Origin of the sequence: Ornithinibacillus massiliensis, from assembly GCF_018310345.1 — a bacterium.
Lineage (GTDB): Bacteria > Bacillota > Bacilli > Bacillales > Amphibacillaceae > Ornithinibacillus > Ornithinibacillus massiliensis.
Genome location: NZ_JAGXBY010000003.1, coordinates 534,311 through 552,846, shown reverse-complemented (window position 1 = coordinate 552,846; position 18,536 = coordinate 534,311). Strand labels below are relative to the sequence as shown.

Genomic DNA, 18,536 nt, shown 5'->3' with positions numbered 1-18,536 from the left:
GCTATGTTCAAGAAATTAAAAACAGATACACTCAACTGGATTATGATCGTAGGAGTAATCCTCCTTATTTTGGAAATTATCTTCCATTTTGGTGGGGCTGTTATACCTGCTATATTTTCCGCTATATTTGCTTATATAGGATGGAAAAACTTCCAGCATTTATGGGGGAAGGTTCTATTTTGGATTTTTATCGTCTCGTTTGTTTTCTGTATTTTAAACCTATGGGCAGTTCGTTTTCTGATTGTCGTGGTAATTGTACTGTGGCTTAAAGATTATTATGAGTCAAAAAATAGTAAAAGCTTAAAACCGACTCTCCCTAACCATGTCATTAATAATGATAAGCTCATTAAAATGAAGCCACTTTTTCAAAATAAGCTCTTTGATGATATGCAAACAGAAGATATGGCTTATCAATGGCGAGATGTTAATATTCATGGTGGGATTGGAGATCGGGTGATCGACCTGAGTAATACGGTACTTCCTAATGATACAGCGGTAATCTCTATCCGTCATTTAGTTGGCAATATCGAGATTTATGTTCCTTATGAAGTAGAGGTTAGTATTCATCATAGCTCGGTATTTGGTAGGGCACACATCTTTGATGAGAAAGATATGAAACTGGTGAATAAGTCACTCTTATTCCAAACAGAACATTATGATTCCACCTATCCTAGAGTGAAAATTATAACCTCTATATTTTCCGGTGATATCGAGGTGAAGCGCATATGATGACAGTACTTCGCCATATGATGATCGGGATTATGTATAGTTTAGTATTAGTAGTACTCTCGGTAGGGTTAACCTTTTTCTTACAGGATGAATTTAGTTGGTCCATGCTTTGGGAAAAGCAAATTGGTGATGTGTCCTTTCTTCTGACCGTCCTTGGAATTGCAACAATCTCTGGGGCGATTTTGGGAATCTCGATTGGTTGGTATTGGAAGCAACGAATTCAATATGTTGAGCGAAAGCTGGATAACGTAATCAAAGGTCAACATACTGATATAGATACGGATTCGTACAAGGAATTAAAAAGATTAGAACAGAAAATAAAGCAATTACAAGAAAAGATAAATAAGCAAGCGGAGCATTTCCAAACCCTTGCGACAAAGCGCGCGGAAGAGAGAGAACAAAGCTTACAAGAAATTGTTGTCCAAGAGCGTAATCGTTTAGCAAGGGAGCTACATGATTCAGTTAGTCAGGAATTATTTGCTGCCTCGATGATGATGTCTGCCATAAATGATACGGCAATCGAATTAGATAGCAAAATAAAAAAGCAACTTAGACTAGTTGAAAACATGATTCAACAATCCCAGCTAGAAATGCGGGCATTGCTGCTCCATTTACGACCTGTAGCACTAAAAGGAAAATCACTTCTGGAAGGTGTAGAAGAACTGTTAAAGGAGCTTATACAAAAGGTTCCGATGGACATCTCCTGGAAGGCAGAGGATTTCCAGCTTGATAAAGGGGTGGAGGATCAATTATTCCGTATTTTACAAGAATCGGTATCCAATACATTAAGACATGCAAAGGCAACAACTCTTTACGTGATGCTAATAAAGCGAGATAATATAGCGATTCTGCGGGTAAAGGATAATGGTGTTGGATTTGATATGAATACAGTAAAAACAGGGTCATATGGCCTACAGAATATGAAAGAACGTGCATTAGAAGTCGGTGGAACGATTAAAATTATTTCATTACCAAACCAAGGAACACAGTTAGAAGTGAAGGTTCCTATTATACGGAAGGAAGGTGAACATGGTGATTAAAGTCTTATTCGCAGATGATCATGAAATGGTAAGAATTGGTGTAACATCTTATCTCTCTGCTCAGCCAGATATTGAAGTGATTGCTGAGGCGAGCGACGGTGCCCCTGCTGTTAAGCTTGCGTTAGAGCTTAGGCCAGATATCATCCTAATGGATCTAGTAATGAAGGAAATGGACGGAATTGAAGCAACGAAACAAATTATAGAACAATGGCCAGAAGCAAAAATTATCATCGTCACTAGTTTTCTTGATGATGAGAAAGTATATCCGGCATTAGAAGCGGGTGCGACAAGCTATATGCTAAAAACATCGAGAGCGGAGGAAATAGCTAAAGCGATTCGCTCGACTTACCAAGGACAATCCGTCCTAGAGCCAGAAGTAACGGGAAAGATTATGACTAAAATGCGTGAAAAGCCTGTCACACATCTTCATGATCAATTAACCGATCGGGAAATGGAAATTCTTCTGCTAGTCGCGCAAGGTAAATCCAATCAAGAAATTGCCGATGAACTATTTATTGCACTAAAGACGGTGAAGGTGCATGTAAGTAATATTCTTGGCAAGCTTGGGGTTCAGGACCGGACACAGGCAGTAATTTATGCCTTTAAGCATGATCTAGTTAAGTAGGGATAGTGCCTTAGTGGCAAATAACTATTACCCTTTGTTCTCGAGTTATCTTATGATATAAATAGGCTGTTTTATCAAAAGCATGTAGGGGGGATTATGAATGAGGAAAAGGGAAATTATTATCTTGTCATCTTTACTATTTTTAATTGGTGCACTGGTTGGATTTTTAGCTTCTCCAATTAAGAAAGGTGTTCGTATCCATATTGCAGGTGTCACTACTACTAATCATCATCGTTTGAGAGAAAATGAATCAAAGGATACGTAGAGAAACAGGTTATGGATTGAATTCTAACTTTGGCGTGCTATAATAAACAATTAATTGTACCTATTTACTCATATAGTAGCAAGAATATGGCTTGTTTTTCTACTAGTTTACCGCAAATAAACTGACTATGAGTAGCATTATATCGTCACTCTATTATTATCTTTTCAGGCATGAAAGGCTCGGAAAAATGGTTATACTCGTAGAATTTAGAGTGTAGTCATTCTTCCCGAGCTTTTTTATTCTGTACACTAGAAGTTAGGGTACTGTGGAAAATAGAATAATAATTCGATTTAATAGCCGTATGTTAACTAATCCGTCCCAACAAATCGAACGGAAGCTATATGCGTCTGTGCTAACCGGATAACCTCCTCAATAAACTCTTCCTGAGAAGCCTCAAATTCTGTATTTATCCAGTGGGATATTAGCCCATAAAATCCATACGCCGTATAACGTGTAAAGTAATCCATATCTACTGGTAAATGGTCTATAGTTTCGAATTGGAACTGGTCTTGATAGATTTTTAGAATGGTTTGCGGAAATCTTGTATGCAATTCTGGAATCGTATCTTGATAGGTAATCAATTCAAAGAAGTTACCATTCTCATAAATATAGGAAATAATATTAAAAGAACTTTTAGTGAGATGAACGGTACTTATCTTTTGTTTAGATTGAAACGGTTTCCCGACTGCTTCTTCTAATCCGAGAAGCATTGTCTCTAGTAAATCCTCTGCCAACTCATATTTATCACGATAATGGGTGTAGAAGGTGCTTCGGTTATATTTGGCGTATTCCACAATATCTTTGATTGTGACATGCTGGAAGCCCTTTTCTTTGATTAACGCAATAAGTGCTAATTGGAAATGTTCTTTAGTTCGGTTTTTACGTGGAGTGGAGAGCAGTTCAGTCATTACGATACCCCCTGTAATAAACAGTTTACTAATATCTGTATAACTAATAGACAGTTACGTATAATATGTCTGCCTAATAGACAATAAGGACAGTATTGATGGTTGGATAGCAAAAAGTTACGTACTACAATTAAATTGTAAGCATTTAAATAAATAATTGTCTAAATACATTATAACAGGAGGAATGGATTATGGGGAAACTACAAGATAAAGTAGCAATCATCACTGGTGGCGTATCTGGAATTGGGGCTGCAACAGCGCGCTTGTTTGCTGCTGAAGGGGCAAAATTAGTGTTAGTAGATTTTAATGAAGAAAAAGGAACTACGTTTGAAGCAGAATTAAAATCGGAAGGCACTGAGGCTATCTTCGTAAAAGCGGATGTAACGAGTGAAGACGATGTAAAAAATATCTATGATAAAACATTATCAACCTTTGGTAAAGTAGATATTCTCTTTAATAATGCTGGTATCGGTGCTGTAAAACCTACAGAAGAATTAACGTATGCTGAATGGAGAAAAACAGTAGAAGTTGATTTAGACGGTGTATTTTTAGTTGCACAAGCAGCAATTAAAGAGTTCTTGAAGGCAGGTAGTGGTGTTATCGTCAATACAGCTTCTATGTATGGTTGGGTTGGATCGCCTGGTAGTGCAGCATATAATGCGGCAAAAGGTGGAGTGGTTAACTTAACTCGTTCTCTTGGATTAGAATATGCAGATCGTAATATCCGTGTCAATGCATTATGCCCAGGATTTATTGATACACCAATCTTAGGTGAAACAGATAGAGGCTTTTTAACTAATTCAACACCAATGAAGCGTTTAGGTAAACCAGAAGAAATGGCAAAAGCTGTATTATACTTGGCAAGTGATGATTCTAGTTTCATGACTGGTAATAGCTTAATTGTTGATGGTGGCTATACAGCTCAATAATAAATTTATCAACTTAAAAAATCCATGCTGAAATTCGTTCGGTATGGTTTTTTTATATATCCGTGGAATTAGTTATCGAAAGAATTTTTCTATTGAAATCTAATTACGGAGTGCTATAATACTAATAATTGCATACATCTATTCACTCATATAATAGCAAGAATATGGCTTGCGAGTTTCTACCAGTTTACCGTAAATGAACTGACTATGAGTAGCATTACATAGTAACAGATTTACATATCTATTACTATCTTTTCAGGCATAAAAGGCTCGGAGGTATTGCTATACTCGTAGATTATAGAGTGTAGTAGTCTTCCGAGCTTTTTTTGTAGATAGGAAAGTACAAAATTTTTCTTGAAAGCATAAGAAACACTACTACGCCCGTTAAAAGAAGAGTGAATGCTAGTTTTTCTAATTTTTTCTAAAGACAGATTGGATCCAAATTCAGAGATGGGGGAAGAAAAATTGAAAAAAAGTGAGCTAACAAAATTGATAAATGTTGCAGCAGGTCGCGAGGTTGCGGATCTTGTGTTAAAAAATGGGAAAATTATCGATGTTTATCAAGGCAGTATCCTACATGGTGACGTCGCGATTATAGATGGAAAGATTGCCGGGATTGGTGAAGCATATGAGGGGAAGGAAACGGTTGATTTAGAAGGGAAGTACATTGCACCTGGTTTTATTGACCCGCACATCCATGTAGAATCGTCTTATGTGACCCCAGAAGAGTTTGGCCGATTACTTGTACCACATGGAACAACTACCGTAATGGCAGACCCTCATGAAATCGTGAATGTAGCGGGGCTAAAAGGATTGGATTATATGATTGAGGCGGCAAAGCATACTGCATTAGATATTCAATATATGCTACCTTCCTGTGTACCTGCTACCAATATGGAAAACGCTGGTGCTGTGTTAACAGCATCGGATATGGTGGCTCCTTTGGAGGAGGGGAAAGCAGCAGGACTTGCTGAATTTATGGACTTTCCTGGGGTGATTCAAGCCCAAGATAGTGTTATCGATAAATTATTAGTTGCTAGAAATTTAAATAAACGAATTGATGGACATAGTCCAATGGTGAGTGGTAAGGAACTAAATGCATATGTCGCTGCTGGTGTTGAAAATGACCATGAATGCTCCACTGTAGAGGAATTACAAGCTCGTATTTCAAGAGGGATGTATGTTTTCTTAAGAGAAGGGACTATTACCCATAATTTGCGTACATTGTTAAAAGGAGTTACACCGCAGAATGCGCATCGCTGCTGTTTATGCGGAGATGATGTACAAGCAAAGACGATTTTAGAAAAGGGGCACCTAGACAATTCCATCCGTATTTGTATCGAAGAAAACATGGATTCAATTACTGCAATTCAGATGGCGACGATCAATACGGCAACATGCTGCCAGTTACATGATCGTGGAGCAGTAGCACCAGGATTGAGAGCAGATTTGGTTATTTTTCAAGATCTTGACAATTTGGTAGTAGAACAGACGTATATTAATGGGGAACTAGTAGCAAATCAAGGAGAATATGTACTTCCATATACGAAAGCAGTTACTTCTTCTGTGCAATCTAGTGTCCATATCGGTGATTTTTCGATTGAAAAGCTACGTTTGCAATTAACTTCTAATAAAGCAAGAGCGATTCAATATGTCCCAACAGAGGCATTGACGAATGAAGCAATTGTAGAGGTTGAACGGGATGAGACGGGAGAGTTTATATACAATCCTGCAAAACCAGTCGCAAAAATCGCTGTTGTGGAGAGACATAACAATACGGGAAATGTGTTTGTTGGTTTATTTAAGGATTACGGTATTCAAAGAGGTGCTATTGGAATTTCTATTGCCCATGATTCCCATAATTTGATTGTCACAGGAACGAATGATGCGGATATGGCCATCGTCATTGAGAATTTAAAACAACAAGATGGTGGTGTCGTCTTAGTTAACAATGGTGAAGTCATCTCCAGAATGGCACTTCCAGTAGGTGGATTGATGAGTAATTTATCAGGTGAAGAAGTAGCAGCGGAGCAAACCATAGTAAACAAAGCAGCACGAGAAGTTCTAGGCATATCGGATGATGTAGATCCAATCATGACGTTAGGCTTTATGTCTTTAGCTGTTATTCCAACATTAAAGATAACAGACATGGGGCTTGTTGACGTGACAAAGTTTGAGTTTGTACCGGTTTCGGTTGAGGAGAACTAGTATAAAGAAAGAACTGATTTGATTACATGGCCTACTACTTCTTGAGGTGATTTTTAGCTCCACTAGTGATTATTTTTAAAGCGTAATAATAGGTTGATATGGAATCCATTTTGATGAGAGTCACTATGGATTCTTTTTAATTAATTACTTTGTATCCCATTCATTCTGTTATTAGTGTTGGCTCTACCATTATTTCATAACGGGGAATTTTGCATATCGGTAACCATATGATGGGAGGAGAAGAAAGAAGTACCTTTTAAAAATAATTGATGAAACAAGAAGTAACCGCTAATCTTATGTAGTGGTTATTTATTATATACAAAAATAAATGCAACGATTTCTCCCCCCTCATTCGTCATGTATAGGAAAGGAGGACGACATGTACACCATACGCGATGTAAATAAAGCCAAAAAGGGAAACAAAAAAGCTTTTGCAAAAATAATTCAAGCTGAAAAACAAAGGCTATACCGTATTGCTTTCCTTTACGTTAAAAATGAAAATGATGCTGTTGATATCGTTCAGGAGGCAACCTATAAAGCGCTCCTATCTATTGGGAATATGAAAGAAATTAATCAAGTAGCGGCATGGCTAAAACGGATTACCATCAATTGTGCGATAGACTTTCTTAGACGCCAGAAGAAAGTTATCCCATTTGAAGATGGAAGTGTAGAAATTGTGGAACAACGAATGGTTCATACCGAGGAAAAACTAGATTTATATGACCTATTAGATTACTTAAATGAAAGAGACAAGACAATTATTATTCTAAAATACTATGAGGATTTGACTAGTCGCGAAATTGCAGAATTCCTAGATTGTCCGGAGGGGACTGTGAAATCATCTTTACATCGGTCATTAAAATTATTAAAAGGAAAAATAGAGGAGGACTATATGAATGGATAATGAGATACATAACTTTAAGCGTAAAGTTCATGCAATTCCTATTCCTGAAGATAAACTGGATACGGCCATAACTAAAACTATTTCCACCTCTAGAAAGAAGAATAGAAAGCTCTATTATCTAATTGCTACGGCAGCCACCTTAATGATTATTTTATTTAGTTCTGCATTTGTTTCTCCTGTTATGGCGAAGATTTTAAGTCAGGTACCATTGATTGGGAGTGTACTATCCTATTTTGATACTGGGTTGGAACATGCCTCTAATGAAGGCTTCGTAACAAAAATAGGAGAAACATATGTCAGTCAAGATATTCCAGTAACGATTACGGAAGTTTACTATGATGATTTTCGATTAGTAGTAGGATACACGATACCAAATGTTGATGATTTGGGAGTATTCGAAGCATTAGATACTGAGGTGAAATTGGGAATTGATAATCAAACTGTTACTAGCATGAGTAGCCATAGTACATTGAAAGGTGACCAAGTGATTGGAACAATAGAAACTACTGCCACATTGCCGAATAGTTTTGCATTAGATGTGAGTTTTAGTGAGATTTTTCATACGAAGGGAGATTGGAACTTCCGAATCCCTGTTACTAAGAATACCAATACTTTAGCTTATGAAGTTGGTAAAACAAAAGAAGCGAATAACTATAAATTTGAAGTGTTTACTATTCAACTAGGACCAAGTGGGACAAAAATCCATATGGAATTGGATATGCCGTTGGGGGATGATACAGCTTATGATTTTCTTGTTTATAACCATTATGGCAATAGGTTGGAGAGCATTGATTATACGAAGAAAATTATCCCTCTCTTAAAATTTGATAAGCAGGTTCTGAAGATGAATGCTTTATTTGAGCCATTACAAGATAACCTGATAACTATTGTACCAGTCATAGACGAAAAAGGGACTATAATTGAACTGGAAGAATTAGCGATTGAAGTTGATCTGAGTACGATAAAGGGACAAGAGGTCTCTAACAAAATTATGGGTTTTGGATTAAGAGAGGATAAGGTGGACAAAAAAACCTACTTTATGGATTATATGGTAGAGGAAGTCGCTAGTGAAATGGGACTACAACTAGGAGAATATTTCAAAGCAGAATTACCAATATTTAATCTTGATTTAGCAATGGACTTCCAAAAAGAACAAGAAATTAATAATCAGACTGTGGTGAATCCTATTGTAATTATAGAGAAAAAATCAGGTGAGAAAGGTTATGTTGTTTATAAAACAGAAGATGGAGTAAACCATATTTTCCAAGTGCAGCTAAAGGATGAAAACTGGATAATAGAGGATTCGTTTACATTGCAAGGGAAAATGATAGGTGATTTAGAAATGAGTTATAACAAAGAGTAATAATAGGATTATGTTATGCTAGGACATCTTTTTGTTCTCCCATTCTTATTGTAACTAGGGGAACTTATTCTGATATCAATAAAGGAAATACTTTTTCTTGGAATCAAAAAAATCACATTAGTAATGCCTCCTCAAATGATAGAATCGCAACTATCTTTTGGGAGGCATTACTTTACGTGAGTAATCTAAAATAAACCTTTTAGATTTTGGGTAGCTTTATTCGTCTCTTGAATTAATTCAGTAAGCTGTTCCTTATAATTAGTCTGTGATTGAACAGTAGCTGAAATCTCTTCTAGAGAAGCTGATGCTTGCTGTAATAAGGATGCAAATTCATTTACAGCACTCTCAATGGATACAGTCTCTTGGTCGATATTTTTAGCAAGTGTCCCAAAGGAATTCACTTCTTCTTTTAATTGGACAATGGATGCTTGAATAGAATCAAAGATAGATTGGTTTTTCCTTGTTCCTTCGATATTTTCATCCATTTTTCTTGCAACGGTATTCATTTGATCCTGTGTTTCTACATTGTTACTATGTATTTCATGTAATGTAGTAGAAATTTGAACAGCCGTTTTATCAGAAGTCTCTGCTAGTTTGCGGATTTCATCTGCTACGACGGAGAAGCCTTTTCCTGCTTCACCAGCTCTTGCTGCTTCGATGGAAGCATTGAGTGCAAGTAAATTGGTTTGGGAGGTAATTCCTTGAATAGCTTGAATGGAGCTTAAGGACGATTCAATTTTCTCACTTAATTGTTTCATATTCTCTTCAGTAAGTTCAAGAAACTCCTTGAACTCATTCATTTGCTCATTCAATACATGTGATTGTGTACGACCTTCATTAATCTGATCCGTGATTTGTGTCGTGAATTCACTGATTTGCTCAACTTGACTATTCATGGAAACAGCTTGCTTAGCAGTGGTTTCTACGGCTTCCGTGATATCGTTGATAGCATTTCCTTGTGACTGTGCCCCAGCAGCAATTTCTTGGATAGCAGAATTAAGTTCTTGGGTTGCTACTTTCTCAGCTTCTGACTGCTTTTCAATTGTGTACATATTATCTGCTATTACTTTAGAGTTTTCTGCTAATACAATACGTTGATTGGATTCTGCTTCTAATTTTTCCTGCATGGCCACTTGGCTAGAAGCAAGGTTTTTTTCCAAGCTACCCATAATTTTTTGCTGGAAAAATAATACAATAATAGCTAAGGAAAATAGTAGTAAATACGTGCCAAGATCAGATGAATAAATATCACCATTTAATGTGAAAGCAAAGATTAGTAATCCTAATCCAAAACATGTTCCGATTACATATAGAATTAAATTCATATATAGGGCAGAACAAATTAATAAAAAGTAAATTAATGATAGGTTATTCTCCGAAGGGCTAATTAAAATAATGGCACCTAACAGAATGACTAAACCGATTATAGACATATAAGAAATTAATTTTGTTAGGCGGTTCGTTATATGTAAGAAGGCAATAATAGCACACAATATTCCTCCACCAATGGCAATTGTCCATATGAGCAATAACGGTTTATTTAGGCTCATCTCCACTACTGTACCGAGAATAACGGAAAGTATTAACATAATGAGTATAATTTTATTCTTTTTCCGCAATGTTTCGTTGTTTAATTGTTCAAGTGTCATGTGAAATCTCCTTTATTTTATCATTTCCATTCATTATCTTAGCATAAAAAGTAGGTAAATGTATCTATATTTGAATGCTAGATAGTAAACTAATAATGCGGTCAATGCAGATGATTTAAGGAATGTTCAATCATTCCGGGTAAAAATCGATAGCATGTCTACATAGGATAAAAGTCCTTATTGAATTAACTTCTCTCACCAAACCTTCCTGAAACTGTGAAATCACTCTTAATTAAGTACCTATTTTAGCAAAAGCTCATTGAAACAAATCCGTTAATACTGACGTCCTATAGATAAAAAAGGAGGACTTCAATTGAAAAGGTTGTTATTTTACTTTGTCGTGTTAGCTTTTGTACTAACAGGTTGTAATACTAGTGCCGCTACTAAAGAGGGAGAGGAGGTCGATAAACCGCCTAAAATGTGGGTTGAAATTTCAGGTCAACAATATGAAACAGTACTTGGTGCCTATTGCTGGAAGTCGAATTCAACTGCTGAATGTGTGGATGTTGCTGGATCTGAAGTATTGCTAAAAGATAAGGAACCAATTGAGATAGAGGCAGGTGAAACCGTGACATTCGGAATGGACTACGAACCGCTACCGAATGAAGTTCATCTTACACAAACGAGTAATAAGGAAATTAAAGATGTCGCTGTAACGAATTTTACTTTTACAGCACCGGAAGAAGAAGGAGTCTACTATTATGATATTGGTGTTTGGTGGATGGATGAAAGTAATGAAGATGTTTCCGATGGTAATGCAATCTATGCAATTGCCTTAAAGGTGAAGTAGTGTAAAACACTTACCATTCAGCATTTTAATCCAAACTTTTGACCAACTTGATTATTCACGAGATAATAGCTGAAAAGGTGGGAGTTACATGAAATGTGGTACTAAAAGGTATGTAGTCGAAGCGGAACTTAATGGAACCAAATGGTTAAAAACGGTTATGGCAAGATCGCCTGCAGAAGCTAGGAAGAAGTTCCGTTTTTCCTATGGAAGTGATGCCTCAATAATCGCTGTTAAGCAAGTAAAGGGGCAGTTAGAATACCTGTAATAAATTGATAGCAATTACGCCATGACGAGGCTGGGACAAAACAAAAAGAATTAAATGTAAAACCGAATGATACACGATACTAGCTCCGGAAATATACGTAGACTCCTGCGGGAGGCTCACCAGCCGCCCGCGGAAAGCGAAGTATATTTCCGAAGCGGGGTCCTTGCTCATCATTCGGTTTTTCCTTTCAAATAAATTCTTTTGTCCCAACCTGTTTTTTTATTTTTGTATTGCACCTACAGTTACGTGAGGTCTTATAATGAAAGTACGAACTTTAGAGAGGGATTATAATGGGAAAACAATCATACCTAATAGGGGAATTCTCTAAGCGTACTGGAATTTCAATTAGAACTCTACATTATTATGATGAGCTTGGACTGCTTCGGCCCGAGAAACATCCGAGTTCTGGACATCGCTTGTATAAGGATGAAGATGTGGTTACCTTGCAAAAAATTGTAAGTCTGAAGTTCCTAGGGTATAGTTTGGATACAATAGGTGAGATGTTAAATCAGAAGAGCTTTACAGTTAGCCTTAATAGCACCCTAAACCTCCATGTGAAAAAGTTAGAAGAAGAAAAAGAAAATATAGAAAGATCACTAGCAGCGATCAAGAGAACGATTATGATTTTGGAGGAGGAAGGAGAAGTAGAAAGTTCTGTATTACTATCATTAATTAGTAGTATACAAACAGAACCACACCAGAAGGAATGGTTGGAAAAATATCAGTTGGAATCCGTGGCAGAGCTTATAGAAAGTAAGACAGAGGATGAAAAATTAGCGATCGATAAAGAGTATATCAAAGTGTCAAAAGGTCTCAAACGCTTATATGGGAGACCGTTTGAGGATAAGGAAGTAAAAGAGCTAGTTGAATCGTATATGGAAGCAGTTTTCAAATTTTTAGGAGAAGATGTTGTGACAGAATTAGGGGAAATAGATTTAGAGGAAGAAAAGATAATGGAATTAGAGACAATGGTTCCATCTCCTTTTTCAAAAGAAGAAGAGGAATGGCTTGCCAAAGCGATGGAATATTATATGGAAAGATCAACGTAAAAACGTAGAATATAGGAGATAAAAACGATGGAAAAAAATAATGGTTTTAAACCTTTTCTTACACTCATAAAATCGACTAATGTCCCGAAATTAGCTCTCACGATAGGGTTAATTGGGAGCGTCATTACGACGCTAATCGGATTGACAATCCCGATGTTAACGGGTGGATTAGTCGACGGCTTTTCGTTAGAATCCTTGAGCATATGGATTATTATCGCGATTGTTGTGGTGTTTATTTTGCAGGCTGTCGTGGACGGGGTGTCTACCTATTTACTTGCAGCAGTTGGGCAGAGGATTGTTGCTCGGATGCGTGAGATGATGTGGAATAAAATGATTCGTCTCCCGGTTCGCTACTTTGATAAGCAGGCAAGTGGGGAATCGGTGAGTCGGGTAGTGAATGATACTGGTATTGTAAAAGATTTAATTTCCCAGCATTTCCCTCAATTTATTGGGGGCATTATTTCCATTATTGGAGCCGTTACGATTTTACTTATCTTGGATTGGAAAATGACGTTAATGATGCTACTGGCGGTGCCAATTACAGCCGCAATCATGATTCCGTTAGGGACTAAAATGGCTAAGGTATCTAAAGGATTACAGGATGAAACGGCTACATTTTCTGGGATGATACAACATACTATCAGTGAAATTCGCTTAATGAAAGCATCGACAGCAGAATCCGTTGAGAAACAAAAAGGCGTAACAGGAATTGGTAAGCTCCTACGATTTGGATTAAGAGAGGCGCGCATTTTTGCTTTGATTGGTCCTCTGATGTACACGGTAATGATGCTTGTTATTGTGGTGATTATTGGGTACGGTGGTATTCGCGTAGCAGAGGGATCGATGACAACAGGATCATTAGTAGCATTTTTACTGTATTTATTTCAGATTATCTTTCCGATTACGTCGTTCGCGATGTTTTTCACACAGTTACAAAAGGCAAAAGGGGCGACAGAGAGAATTATTACGATTCTGGATTCGGATGACGAAGCCGGGCAAAAAGGAATTGAAATGGATATAACGGATAAATCAATTGAAGTATCGGATGTTTCCTTTGCCTATGAAGATGGAGAACCCGTTCTTCATCATGTATCATTTCAAGCTAACCCTGGTGAGATGATTGCTTTTGCGGGTCCAAGTGGTGGTGGGAAGTCTACCATGTTTGCTTTGTTAGAGCGATATTATGAGCCGACCACAGGTGAAATCAGAGTTGGCAATACATCCATTCACCAATTATCATTAGCGTCATGGCGCAGTCAGATTGGATATGTATCCCAAGAAAATGCGATGATGGCTGGAACGATTCGAGAAAATTTAACCTATGGGTTACCTGAAGCCGAAAGCATTCCGGATGATCGCTTATGGGAAGTGGCGAAAATGGCTTATGCTGACGGATTTATCCAGGAATTCAGTAATGGAATGGATACAGAAGTCGGCGAGCGGGGAGTAAAGCTTTCCGGTGGACAACGGCAGCGGATTAATATAGCACGTGCATTTTTACGAAATCCAAAAATTTTAATGATGGATGAAGCCACTGCAAGCTTGGATAGTCAATCAGAGGGAATTGTTCAAGCGGCATTAACAAGGCTAATGGAAGGTAGAACAACCTTTGTTATTGCCCATCGACTATCCACGATTGTTGATGCAGATAAGATTATTTTTATTGAAAAAGGGACTGTCACTGGAGTTGGTACACATCAGGAGTTAGTGGAAAACCATGAACTGTATCGAGAGTTTGCCGAACAGCAGCTAACGTAAAAGAAAAGGAGAGCTCTTCTAGCGCTACCCAAGCGTATAGGAGCTCTCCTTTAGTTATATTAAATCAAGATTATTACTAAAAAGAATGACAATTACTAATAGCAGAATGACTAAGCTAACAAACAGGATTGATCGTTTTCGTGAAGTTTTCGCTTTCTCTACTTCACTCCACCTAACCGGACGAATGCCACTTAAAGAAAATACAATGATACCTGCCAAAATAACGGAGGTAATATTCCCTACTAGTAATAGAAGTGATCCATAGGCTTCCTTCCACAATCCAGATCCTATGGACATCCCCAAGACAACATTAGGTGGTATAAGAGCTACAGCGACCATGACACCTACTAATGATCCTGGAAGTCGATTCAAAATGGATAAAGCACCAGCAATTCCGGTGACAAAGGCTAATACCATGTCGGCAATGTTCACATGAGTTCTCGTTGCAAATTCACTGCTGTCTAATGGTACTGGGAAAAAGAAGGTAAACCCTATGGATATTGCTATAACAATTGCAACTGCATATAACAAGGTAAAGGAGGCACTCCGTAGTAAGGAGAAATCCCCCAGTATAGATGAAAAGGCAATGGATATTACTGGCCCAAGCATTGGGGCAATTACCATCGCCCCAATAATCACGGCAGGACTATTTTGAATAAACCCAATTGTGACAACAACGGCTGCAATCATCATCATTAACGTATAATTTAGCGTAATATGGCTTGATTTAGTAATGGTACCTAGTAATTCCTGTCTGCTGACACGTTGTAATTTTCTCGTGTTTTCCTCGGTTTCTTGCTGTCTCTGTTCTTTTTCCTCCTTAGATAATTGCTTCATATATGTATGAACGGGAAAAAGCAGCACTTCAAATCCTTCCGTAAGCTGTGCTTGTTTTTCCAGATAGTTTAATATTTCTTCGGTATCCTTTGTTCGTACGAGCACACGGATTAATGTACGATCCGCTGTTTCCTTTGATATCCAATAAGAAACATGGGGATAGTTTTTCAAAGCTTCATCTGTCCGGCCAAAAATTTGTTCTGGGACATATGCCTCAATTAACTGTAATTCCATCGTTAGTTCTCCTATGCGTAATGTTTAGTAGTATCTTTTCCATAAATAGCTTGTATTAGAATAGATTGGGGTTTTATAGGTGTGTGGTAAAAAATTCTAAATATTATGTTATGATGAGTGTGAGTATATATTAGAATAGTAGAGGTCTAATGGAAGGATTGACTCGAATCGGCTAATGATGTGGTCATCGGAATAAAGTTAGTAAACTGAAAATAGATGATAGAGAAGAGGAAAAAATATGATTTCAGAGTTAACTAGAGATGGGTTTTATATGTGTAGGGATCTCTTATATGAAGACGGGCAAATAGAAGCGAAAGCAATAATAGAAGGGATCAATCCCGGTCGTGTATTTGTGGATGATCGTAATTCTCCTACTACTGGACTTATTTGGTTAGGCAATAATGATGGATTTATTTTTATTGGTAATGAGAAAAATGATAGCTTTAATTCCGAATTAAACCAATTCATTGATTCGGTAATTCGGATAGAGGCAATGAAAGTGGGCTTGGACTTTTTTGAAGGAATTGGTAATCATCCGAAGTGGAATGAGACAATTCAAAAGCTGTTTGAACATCGGCAAGTAGGTAACTGGAAGCAAAGAGTTTATATTCTGGAACCAAAGCACTACAGGAAAATCTATGAGCCCGATATGGAACCAGGATATGATATGGTGAAAATAGATGAATCTCTCTTTGAAAATAAAGATGGTTCGATTCAAAATATAACGGAAATACAAAATAAAGTGAGTGAAAATTGGGCATCAAGAGAGATTTTTTTTCAAGAAGGAATTGGTTATGGCATTGTCCATGAGAATAACATAGTTAGTACATGTCTTTCTGGTTTTGTTGCAGAGAAAACACATAGTATCAATATTGAAACGCTAGAAAAGCATCGAGGAAAAAAGTTAGCGCAAAAATTAGCTCATGCCTTTGTTCAAGCGTGTTTGGAGAGGGAGTATACACCTTATTGGGATTGTATGGAATCAAATAAGCCTTCTATTGCCATTGCTGAAAATGTAGGATTTAAAAAGGCATTCACTTATCTAGGGTATGATTTTTACTTTTAATTGACCTTATCTAACGGAGAAGACAAAGTATTTAAGTGTTCTATGAAGGAGCGGCGTAATGATATGACGATAACGATAATTAAATGCACCATGGAAGATTTACACATGCTTCAAGAAATTAGTTATGAAACGTTTAATGAAACATTTAAACATCAAAACACAGCAGAAAATATGAAAGCCTATTTGGAAAAGGCATTTAATTTAAAGCAATTAAAAAAAGAATTATCTACGATTTCCTCTCGATTCTATTTTGTCTATGTAGATGGAAAATTAGCTGGATATTTAAAGGTTAATACAGAGAATGCTCAATCAGAAGATATGGGTGCTGAGTCACTAGAAATTGAGAGAATTTATATTAAGCAGGATTATCAAAAACATGGTCTTGGTAAATATTTAGTAAACAAAGCAATCGAAATTGCAATGGAACAGAACAAAAAGAAAATTTGGCTAGGTGTTTGGGAGAAAAATGAAAATGCAATTGCATTTTATAAAAAGATGGGGTTTGTTCAAACGGGATCCCACTCCTTTTATATGGGAGATGAAGAACAAATAGACTTTATTATGACCAAAACGCTTATATGATGATTTATAAAACAAAAGTTTATGATGGACTAACTTAGAAAATTATACTACAAGGACTCGACGTAAGGGATTGATTCGGAATGAAACAGGACTTGCTAAAAAAGGGAAAAGATAGAACGGTGAATGCTGAAAATCTGTACAATTTTATAAAACAACATGCTATTTCTTATTGGCCAAGATTTGAAATAGTAGCTTTTGCGCTATATGATAAAGACGGTGTTTACCTCTATAATCATCCCAAGTTTGATTGCGATAATGAGCCGTATTGTTATGTCGAATGGGATGAACAATTCAGGCGGTGCAGATACACTTATTTTGTATGAGGATTATCCGACAGCGATCGTGAATGTAGAACATTACAGCGATATGGAGCGTATTTATTCGATTGTCGTGCATGAGTTATTCCATGGATTCCAACACCTTCAAGGAGAAAAACGATTCCCTAATGAGTTACTAGGAATGAACTATCCATTACTAAAAGAAAATATAGAATTACGTAATAGAGAAAGGCAGTATCTTTATCATGCAATGATGGCTACTACGAAGGAAGAACAATATCGTTCATTAACACAATTTATTGCTGCTAGGGAAAGTAGAAGAACGGTGATGGGGCAGTATTTAGATTATGAGCTTTCTATTGAAACAGTAGAGGATCCTGCTTTTTATGTAGAATCACAGGCTTATCGTCATATGAGCCATAAGGCATATGCGGATAGTTTAACGACATATCGTAGTAGTTTACTAAATAATAGCGAGTCGTCGAGGATGCTGCGCAAGAGTTGTTATAGCTCTGGGTTGTTTCTCTGCTTGTTGCTAGATGAGATTGCTCCTAACTGGAAAGAAACGTTTTTTGAGTCGGATAATATGTTATATGACATGTTAAAGGAACTGGTGGAATGGGAACCTTATCGTATCCATGACTTAGAAATTAGTGACGAGAGCATTTCAATTATAGAAAGTATTACAAAAGAAAAAGAAGAAATCTTTCTTCAATTTGAGCAAACAAAGGGGTACCATGTTTATTTAAAAGGTGACATGGTTTCAAAAGGGTTCGACCCGATGAATGTGATAGTTAAGGACAATAAACGTTTACATAAGCATTTTATTTCGGTTGCGATTAACGACAAGGTTTTTCAAATTAGTCAGCCTGTTATTGTTGATAGTGGTGATACGTTTAGTGCGATAGAACAGCTACACCTAGTGCTAGATGAAAAACCGATTATACGTGATGGGGTAATCTTTATGGAAGGAATTAGGGAAGTGAAAGGGAACCTGGTGGAGAAAGATCATATGTATTATATTGTTTTAGAATAGAGCGTGCTTCCTATTCGTCTT

18 protein-coding genes and 2 riboswitches are annotated in these 18,536 nt (G+C 37.0%); of the genes, 15 read left to right on the top strand and 3 right to left on the bottom strand.

Annotated elements, in window-relative coordinates:
- The first annotated feature begins 3 nt into the window (after window positions 1-3).
- The 4 genes from liaF (at window position 4) to KGF86_RS11345 (ending at window position 2,659) form a co-directional block, all read left to right on the top strand.
- Window positions 4-729, top strand: coding sequence for a cell wall-active antibiotics response protein LiaF (gene liaF / locus KGF86_RS11360; protein WP_186870822.1), 726 nt, complete (start codon window positions 4-6; stop codon window positions 727-729).
- The gene (locus tag KGF86_RS11355; RefSeq protein ID WP_186870823.1) at window positions 726-1,769 is read left to right on the top strand and encodes a sensor histidine kinase; all 1,044 of its coding nucleotides are present in this window, start codon (window positions 726-728) and stop codon (window positions 1,767-1,769) included. Before liaF ends, KGF86_RS11355 begins: the two co-directional genes overlap by 4 nt.
- A complete protein-coding gene (locus tag KGF86_RS11350; protein WP_339217818.1) occupies window positions 1,762-2,394 on the top strand; it encodes a response regulator in 633 nt (210 codons plus the stop codon). Before KGF86_RS11355 ends, KGF86_RS11350 begins: the two co-directional genes overlap by 8 nt.
- A gap of 100 nt (window positions 2,395-2,494) precedes the next feature.
- On the top strand, window positions 2,495-2,659 hold the full coding sequence (locus KGF86_RS11345; RefSeq protein ID WP_211741932.1) for a hypothetical protein: 165 nt from the start codon (window positions 2,495-2,497) through the stop codon (window positions 2,657-2,659).
- Window positions 2,660-2,707: 48 nt separating this feature from the next.
- Window positions 2,708-2,807, top strand: a riboswitch (purine riboswitch).
- A 160-nt stretch (window positions 2,808-2,967) separates the two neighbouring features.
- On the opposite strand, the gene KGF86_RS11340 is transcribed toward KGF86_RS11345, so the two are convergent.
- The gene (locus KGF86_RS11340) at window positions 2,968-3,567 is read right to left on the bottom strand and encodes a TetR/AcrR family transcriptional regulator (RefSeq protein WP_211741931.1); all 600 of its coding nucleotides are present in this window, start codon (window positions 3,565-3,567) and stop codon (window positions 2,968-2,970) included.
- A gap of 191 nt (window positions 3,568-3,758) precedes the next feature.
- On the opposite strand from KGF86_RS11340, the gene KGF86_RS11335 reads away from it, so the two are divergent.
- The 4 genes from KGF86_RS11335 (at window position 3,759) to KGF86_RS11320 (ending at window position 8,971) form a co-directional block, all read left to right on the top strand.
- On the top strand, window positions 3,759-4,496 hold the full coding sequence (locus KGF86_RS11335; RefSeq protein WP_211741930.1) for an SDR family NAD(P)-dependent oxidoreductase: 738 nt from the start codon (window positions 3,759-3,761) through the stop codon (window positions 4,494-4,496).
- Between the two features lie 126 nt (window positions 4,497-4,622).
- Window positions 4,623-4,724, top strand: a riboswitch (purine riboswitch).
- Window positions 4,725-4,961: 237 nt separating this feature from the next.
- Window positions 4,962-6,704, top strand: a complete 1,743-nt coding sequence (ade, locus tag KGF86_RS11330) for an adenine deaminase (RefSeq protein WP_211741929.1) — start codon at window positions 4,962-4,964, stop codon at window positions 6,702-6,704.
- A gap of 379 nt (window positions 6,705-7,083) precedes the next feature.
- Complete coding sequence (locus tag KGF86_RS11325; protein WP_211741928.1) at window positions 7,084-7,608, top strand: sigma-70 family RNA polymerase sigma factor; 525 nt, start codon at window positions 7,084-7,086, stop codon at window positions 7,606-7,608.
- Entirely contained in the window at window positions 7,601-8,971 is a 1,371-nt protein-coding gene (locus KGF86_RS11320; RefSeq protein WP_211741927.1) for a DUF4179 domain-containing protein, read from the top strand. The genes KGF86_RS11325 and KGF86_RS11320 overlap by 8 nt, the downstream gene beginning before the upstream one ends.
- A gap of 185 nt (window positions 8,972-9,156) precedes the next feature.
- Here KGF86_RS11320 and KGF86_RS11315 read toward each other — a convergent pair whose 3' ends face one another.
- Window positions 9,157-10,620 carry a methyl-accepting chemotaxis protein gene (locus tag KGF86_RS11315; protein WP_211741926.1) on the bottom strand — a complete coding sequence of 488 codons (1,464 nt, stop codon included), beginning with the start codon at window positions 10,618-10,620 and terminating at the stop codon, window positions 9,157-9,159.
- Between the two features lie 313 nt (window positions 10,621-10,933).
- On the opposite strand from KGF86_RS11315, the gene KGF86_RS11310 reads away from it, so the two are divergent.
- The 4 genes from KGF86_RS11310 (at window position 10,934) to KGF86_RS11295 (ending at window position 14,482) form a co-directional block, all read left to right on the top strand.
- Window positions 10,934-11,410, top strand: coding sequence for a hypothetical protein (locus KGF86_RS11310; RefSeq protein ID WP_211741925.1), 477 nt, complete (start codon window positions 10,934-10,936; stop codon window positions 11,408-11,410).
- Between the two features lie 88 nt (window positions 11,411-11,498).
- A complete protein-coding gene (locus tag KGF86_RS11305; protein WP_186870832.1) occupies window positions 11,499-11,675 on the top strand; it encodes a hypothetical protein in 177 nt (58 codons plus the stop codon).
- 290 nt (window positions 11,676-11,965) lie between these two features.
- Window positions 11,966-12,724, top strand: a complete 759-nt coding sequence (locus tag KGF86_RS11300) for a MerR family transcriptional regulator (RefSeq protein WP_211741924.1) — start codon at window positions 11,966-11,968, stop codon at window positions 12,722-12,724.
- A 27-nt stretch (window positions 12,725-12,751) separates the two neighbouring features.
- Complete coding sequence (locus KGF86_RS11295) at window positions 12,752-14,482, top strand: ABC transporter ATP-binding protein (protein WP_211741923.1); 1,731 nt, start codon at window positions 12,752-12,754, stop codon at window positions 14,480-14,482.
- A 54-nt stretch (window positions 14,483-14,536) separates the two neighbouring features.
- On the opposite strand, the gene KGF86_RS11290 is transcribed toward KGF86_RS11295, so the two are convergent.
- A complete protein-coding gene (locus KGF86_RS11290; protein ID WP_186870835.1) occupies window positions 14,537-15,553 on the bottom strand; it encodes a TIGR00341 family protein in 1,017 nt (338 codons plus the stop codon).
- A gap of 238 nt (window positions 15,554-15,791) precedes the next feature.
- Between KGF86_RS11290 and KGF86_RS11285 the strand changes: the two genes are divergently transcribed.
- From KGF86_RS11285 to KGF86_RS11275, 3 genes are all read left to right on the top strand, one after another.
- Window positions 15,792-16,619 (top strand): GNAT family N-acetyltransferase, encoded by an 828-nt coding sequence (locus KGF86_RS11285; protein WP_211741922.1) that lies wholly within the window; start codon window positions 15,792-15,794, stop codon window positions 16,617-16,619.
- Between the two features lie 63 nt (window positions 16,620-16,682).
- Window positions 16,683-17,201, top strand: coding sequence for a spermidine/spermine N(1)-acetyltransferase (gene paiA, locus KGF86_RS11280; RefSeq protein WP_211742032.1), 519 nt, complete (start codon window positions 16,683-16,685; stop codon window positions 17,199-17,201).
- A 255-nt stretch (window positions 17,202-17,456) separates the two neighbouring features.
- Window positions 17,457-18,515 (top strand): hypothetical protein, encoded by a 1,059-nt coding sequence (locus tag KGF86_RS11275; protein ID WP_211741921.1) that lies wholly within the window; start codon window positions 17,457-17,459, stop codon window positions 18,513-18,515.
- Window positions 18,516-18,536 lie beyond the last annotated feature (21 nt).

Coding starts and splice junctions, on each gene's coding strand:
- liaF (WP_186870822.1), top strand. CDS start 4: ATGTTCAAGAAATTAAAAACAGATACACTCAACTGGATTATGATCGTA.
- KGF86_RS11355 (WP_186870823.1), top strand. CDS start 726: ATGATGACAGTACTTCGCCATATGATGATCGGGATTATGTATAGTTTA.
- KGF86_RS11345 (WP_211741932.1), top strand. CDS start 2,495: ATGAGGAAAAGGGAAATTATTATCTTGTCATCTTTACTATTTTTAATT.
- KGF86_RS11340 (WP_211741931.1), bottom strand. CDS start 3,567: ATGACTGAACTGCTCTCCACTCCACGTAAAAACCGAACTAAAGAACAT.
- KGF86_RS11335 (WP_211741930.1), top strand. CDS start 3,759: ATGGGGAAACTACAAGATAAAGTAGCAATCATCACTGGTGGCGTATCT.
- KGF86_RS11325 (WP_211741928.1), top strand. CDS start 7,084: ATGTACACCATACGCGATGTAAATAAAGCCAAAAAGGGAAACAAAAAA.
- KGF86_RS11320 (WP_211741927.1), top strand. CDS start 7,601: ATGGATAATGAGATACATAACTTTAAGCGTAAAGTTCATGCAATTCCT.
- KGF86_RS11315 (WP_211741926.1), bottom strand. CDS start 10,620: ATGACACTTGAACAATTAAACAACGAAACATTGCGGAAAAAGAATAAA.
- KGF86_RS11305 (WP_186870832.1), top strand. CDS start 11,499: ATGAAATGTGGTACTAAAAGGTATGTAGTCGAAGCGGAACTTAATGGA.
- KGF86_RS11300 (WP_211741924.1), top strand. CDS start 11,966: ATGGGAAAACAATCATACCTAATAGGGGAATTCTCTAAGCGTACTGGA.
- KGF86_RS11295 (WP_211741923.1), top strand. CDS start 12,752: ATGGAAAAAAATAATGGTTTTAAACCTTTTCTTACACTCATAAAATCG.
- KGF86_RS11290 (WP_186870835.1), bottom strand. CDS start 15,553: ATGGAATTACAGTTAATTGAGGCATATGTCCCAGAACAAATTTTTGGC.
- KGF86_RS11285 (WP_211741922.1), top strand. CDS start 15,792: ATGATTTCAGAGTTAACTAGAGATGGGTTTTATATGTGTAGGGATCTC.
- paiA (WP_211742032.1), top strand. CDS start 16,683: ATGACGATAACGATAATTAAATGCACCATGGAAGATTTACACATGCTT.
- KGF86_RS11275 (WP_211741921.1), top strand. CDS start 17,457: ATGAGCCGTATTGTTATGTCGAATGGGATGAACAATTCAGGCGGTGCA.